Genomic DNA, 4,788 nt, shown 5'->3' with positions numbered 1-4,788 from the left:
CCCCAAGCCCCCCGTGGTCACGGGCGCATGGAGCGCCGGCGACCTGCACGTGCACACCATCCAGTCCGACGACGCCCAGACCACGCTGGAAACCGTGCTGGACCAGGCCTTCAACCGCTACAAGCTGGACTGGGCCGCGCTGTCGAATCACCTGCGCATGTCCAAGCGCGACCATACCGGCCTGGACATTCCCGGCGGCCCGGTCCCGTTCTCGACCGGCATGGCGCGCTACGAAGCGCCGTTCATCCAGCAGGCGCAGGCGGCGGGCCGCTACGCCGGCAAGATCATCTTCTCGTCGTTCGAGTGGGATATGCCCACGCATGACCACGTCAACATCGGCATCGGCGTGAACGAGCCGATGTCGGCCAAGTCGCTGCGGGCGGTGGCCGAGTTCGAATACCTGTACACCAACAAGGCCGCCAACCTGTTCGATCCGCAGCTGGTGGCGGACCTGGCCGGCCAGCCGCGCGCCTACAGCACGCACGCCGACTCGCTGGCCGCGCTGAAATGGCTGCGCGACAAGCACCCCGACAGCTACATGCTGCTGAACCACCCGTCGCGCTATGCCGGCAAATACACGATCGGCCAGCTGCGCGAAATGCACGACCTGGCGCCGTCCATCTTCTTCGCCATCGAAGGCATGGTGGGCAACCAGATGGAACCGGATCGCGGCGGCTACGCCGAGGCCTACACGCCCGCCAAGCTGCCCAACCGCACCTACGGCGGCGTCGACTATCTGGTCGCGCAGCTGGGCGGCACCTGGGACGCGCTGCTCGGCGAGGGACGCCGCATCTGGACCGTGGCCGATTCGGATTTCCACTTCCGCGTCAACGCCACCGGCCAGTACAGCAGCGGCTACGCCCCCGGCGAGTACGCCCGCACCTACGTCTGGAAGGACGGCAAGGACATGGCGGCGGTGGTCGCGGGCCTGAAGAGCGGCCGCATGTACGGCGTGTTCGGCGACCTGATTGACGCGCTGGAATTCCAGGCGCAAGGCGCCTCGGGCACGGCGCAGATGGGCGCAGAGCTGATCGCGGCCAAGGGCGAGCAGGTGGAAGTGACCATCCGCTTCCGCAGCCCCGACAGCAACCGCTACGAGTACCCGATCGAAAGCGGCAACCCCACCTACGTCAAGCCCACCGTGCATCACGTGGACCTTATCGTGGGCGACGTCGGTCCCCGCGCCGCGCCCGGCACGCCTGCGTATGACCAGGCCACCAATCCCAGCACCCGCGTGCTGGGCCGCTACACGCGCGCCGACTGGACCGTGGACAAGGAAGGCTACAACGTCATCAAGGTCAAGCTCAGCGCCGACAAGAGCCAGTACCTGCGCCTGCGCGGCACCAACCTGGCGCCGGACGTGGCCGGCGAAACCGCCAATGGCGAGCCGCTGCCGGACGCCAAGATCGACCTGACCGACAACGCGGCGCGCTTCAACGCCATCAACGCGCGCAACTACAACGACCTGTGGTTCTACTCGAACCCGGTGTTCGTGACGGTCAAGCCGTAGGCCCTGCCGGCCGCGCTACAGCGCGGCCAGCGTCTCGTCCAGCGCCGCCACCAGGCGGTCCGCGTCGGCCGTGGAAAACGGCAGCGGCGGACGGATCTTCAAGGTGTTGGCATGCTCGCCGGCGCTGCTGATCAGCACCTGCCGGTCGCGCAAGCCGTTGACCACGCGCGCCGCCTGCTCGGTGGCCGGCTCGCGCGTGGCGCGGTCGCGCACCAGTTCCACGCCGATGAACAGGCCCGCGCCGCGCACATCGCCGATGAGATCATGACGCGCGGCCAATCCTTGCAGGCGCTCGCGCAGATAGGCGCCGACGCGCCCCGCGTTCTGCATCAGCCCTTCCTGCTGCACCGTGCGCAACACGGCCAGGCCGGCCGCCGCCGATACCGGATTGCCGCCAAAGGTGTTGAAGTAGCGGCTGTTGCGGCCGAAAGCCTCCAGCACTTGCGGCCTGGCCGCCACGCCGGCCACGGGATGGCCATTGCCCAGCGGCTTGCCCATGGTGATCAGGTCCGGCGCCACGCCATGCCGCATATAGCCCCACAGCGTCTCGCCGGTGCGCCCCATGCCGGCCTGCACCTCGTCGGCGATGAACAGGCCGCCGGCCTCGTGGATCGCGTCCACGGCTTCGCGCAGAAAGCCCGCCGGTCCGGCCTGCACGCCGTCGCTGGAGAAGATGGTGTCCACCATCAGCGCCGCCGGACGCAGTCCGTGGCGGGCCAGGTCCGCGATCGCCTCGCGCACCGCGCGCGCCAGGGCCGGGCCGGTTTCACCGGGCGCCTGGCGGTAGCTGTCCGGCGCGGCCACGGTACGCACGGCCGGCCCCAGCGTCACATAGCGGCCCAGCGACGGCGAGGCCTGCGCGATCGACAGCGTCACGCCGTGATAGGCGTGGCGCGTGACGATCAGGCCGGCGGCGCCGGTGTGCGCCTGCGCGATGCGCAGCGCCAGGTCATTGGCCTCGCTGCCGGTGCAGGTGAACATCACATGGCCCGGCCCCGGCGCGTAGGTCGCCAGCAGCGCCTCGGCGTAGTCGAGCACCGTTTCGTGCACGTAGCGCGTGTGCGTGTTCAGGGTCGAGGCCTGCCGCGCGATCGCCTCGACCACGGCGGGGTGGCAGTGGCCCAGCGGCACCACGTTGTTGTAGGCGTCCAGATAGGGCTTGCCCTGGGCGTCGTACAGCCACACGCCCTCGCCGCGCACCAAGTGCAGCGGCTGGTCGTAGAACAGGCGATAGGCCGGGCCCAGCAGTTGCCGCCGCCGCGCGATCAGCGCCTCGGTATTTGCCGCGGCCTGCGCCGCGCCGTCGCCGGAATGGGTCATGGTCATGGCTGTGATCCTATTGAAAACCGCAGGCCGCGCGCAACCGCTGCCGCGCGGCGTCGCGGGCGATGCCGTCGCAGGCCTGCAGGCGGGCCCAGGACAGCGCGTTGTTGCGCAGGATGTAGTCGGCATTGTCCGGATAGCGCGCCGCGCGCCAGCCGCCAATGGCCACCACCATCGCCAGCCGCGCCATCATCAGGTCGAACAGCACATCCAGCTCGGCTTCCTGGAGCGGGCTGACCGCGTGATAGGCGGCGGCGAAGCGAATGGCTGGCGCCAGCGGATCGGCGCCCGGCTCCAGTTGGTAAGAAGCCGCCACGGCCAGGTCGTTGACCAGCGGAGCGCGCACCATGTCGCCGAAATCCAGGATGCCGGCGATGACGTCGTGATCCCGAGGATCGACCAGCACGTTGTACAGATTCAGGTCATTGTGGATGGCTTGCGCCCGCAAGCCGGGCAGCGCCGGCCGTGCATGCTCGGTGAAGCGCGCCATGGCGCGCTCGGCCAGCGCCCGACGCGCCGGGTCGGCCACGTGCGCCAGCAGCGGCGCGACCTCGTCGGCGCGCTGGATGTCCCAGGGCAGCGCCAGCGCGCCGGCCTCGTGTTCGAAGCCGCGCAGCGCCAGCCCCAGCCGCGCCAGGGTCCGCGCCAGGTTGTCGCGCTGCGCCGCCGAACGCGCGGCGTCCGGCAGCGGCAGGCCCGGCAGGTAGCTGAACAGCCGCAGCACGCGCGGCGGCGCGTCCGGCGCGCGATGCCAGGCGCAGGGCTGGCCGTCGACGGCCAGCGCCACGCGCTGCACCGGCAGCGCCGGGTCCGCGCGTTCCACGTGCAGCAGCGCGCGGGCCTGGAAATCGGCCACGCGCGGATCCTCGGCCGGGTGCGAGAACTTCAACACGTATTCATGGCCGTCGCGCGCACGCAGCCGAAAATTGCGGTCGCGCTCGCCGGCCAGGCGGCGCGCCTCGGCAGCTATGCCGAAATGGCGCCACGCGGCCTGCGCGGCCTCGTCCTCGCCGATGTCCGGCGAGGCCACGGCCAGCACGTCCTGGGCGTCGTCCTGATCCTTCATGGCGGCCTCCTCAGGCGGCGGAGTCGAAGCCGCGCAGCGCGCTGGCCAGGTTGGGCCCCAGGTCGTCGGACAGGTAGCCGCCTTCCTGCACCAGCACCGTGGGCAGGCCCAGCCGCGCGACCTCGGCCAGGATCAGGCCGAAGCCCCCGGTGGTGACGGCCAGCCCCTTGTACGGATCGCGCTCGTGGGCGTCCAGGCCCAGCGCCACCACCAGCGCGCCGGGCGCGTAGGCGCGGATGTCCAGGAACACGCGGCGCAACGCCTCCAGGTAGCCGGCGTCGCCGGTGCCCACCGGCAGCGGGCGGTTGATGTTGTAGCCCAGCCCGTCGCCCTCGCCGGTCTCGTGGGCGTGGCCGACGAAGAACGGCGTGGTGTTGTGCGCGTCGGCGTGCATCGACACGGTCAGCACGTCGGCGCGGCGGTAGAAGATGCCCTGGGTGCCGTTGCCGTGATGCACATCCAGGTCCAGGATGGCGACCCGCGCGTGCGCGGCGCGCAGATGCTGGGCCGCGATGGCGGCATTGTTCAGGTAGCAGAAGCCGTTGGCGCGGTCGACATAGGCGTGGTGGCCGGGCGGACGGCACAGCGCATAGGCCGCGCGCTCGCCGTCCAGCACCAGCTGGGCCGCGTGGGTGGCGCAATGCGCCGACCAGGCCGCCGCTTCCCAGGTGCCCGCGCCGATGGGACACGCGGTATCGCCCATGTGATAGCCGGCCAGGCCGACGATGTGTTCGGGATAGGTGCAGGGCTGGCCGGGAAACGGGTGCACATTGGCCACCACTTCCTCGGATGCGTCGGGCAATTCGCGCCAGCGCGCGTAAGCGGTTTCCAGGAAACGCAGGTATTGCGGCGTGTGCACCGCGGCGGCGGGGGGGGGCGCGGCGGCGGG

At 70.7% G+C, this 4,788-nt stretch carries 4 protein-coding genes; 1 reads left to right on the top strand and 3 read right to left on the bottom strand.

The window, feature by feature from the left end; translation table 11 throughout:
- The coding region (locus AC6LJ5_RS29920; protein ID WP_498142408.1) for a CehA/McbA family metallohydrolase domain-containing protein at positions 1–1,510 on the top strand (1,510 nt) is incomplete at its 5' end.
- A 15-nt stretch (positions 1,511–1,525) separates the two neighbouring features.
- Here the strand turns inward: AC6LJ5_RS29920 and AC6LJ5_RS29915 are convergent.
- The 3 genes from AC6LJ5_RS29915 to AC6LJ5_RS29905 all read right to left on the bottom strand — a co-directional run.
- Positions 1,526–2,836: an aspartate aminotransferase family protein gene (locus AC6LJ5_RS29915; RefSeq protein WP_392409918.1), complete on the bottom strand. Its 1,311-nt coding sequence runs from the start codon at positions 2,834–2,836 to the stop codon at positions 1,526–1,528.
- A 10-nt stretch (positions 2,837–2,846) separates the two neighbouring features.
- Positions 2,847–3,899, bottom strand: a complete 1,053-nt coding sequence (locus AC6LJ5_RS29910) for a phosphotransferase (RefSeq protein ID WP_498142407.1) — start codon at positions 3,897–3,899, stop codon at positions 2,847–2,849.
- Positions 3,900–3,909: 10 nt separating this feature from the next.
- On the bottom strand, positions 3,910–4,788 hold an 879-nt coding region (locus AC6LJ5_RS29905; protein ID WP_498142406.1), incomplete at its 5' end, for a histone deacetylase family protein.

This window comes from Achromobacter sp. 1011791174, from assembly GCF_059760925.1.
This window is presented reverse-complemented; position numbering and strand designations above follow the sequence as displayed.

What these genes read in the sequence shown, in the direction of transcription:
- AC6LJ5_RS29915 (WP_392409918.1), bottom strand. Translation starts at nt 2,836, where the DNA reads ATGACCATGACCCATTCCGGCGACGGCGCGGCGCAGGCCGCGGCAAAT.
- AC6LJ5_RS29910 (WP_498142407.1), bottom strand. Translation starts at nt 3,899, where the DNA reads ATGAAGGATCAGGACGACGCCCAGGACGTGCTGGCCGTGGCCTCGCCG.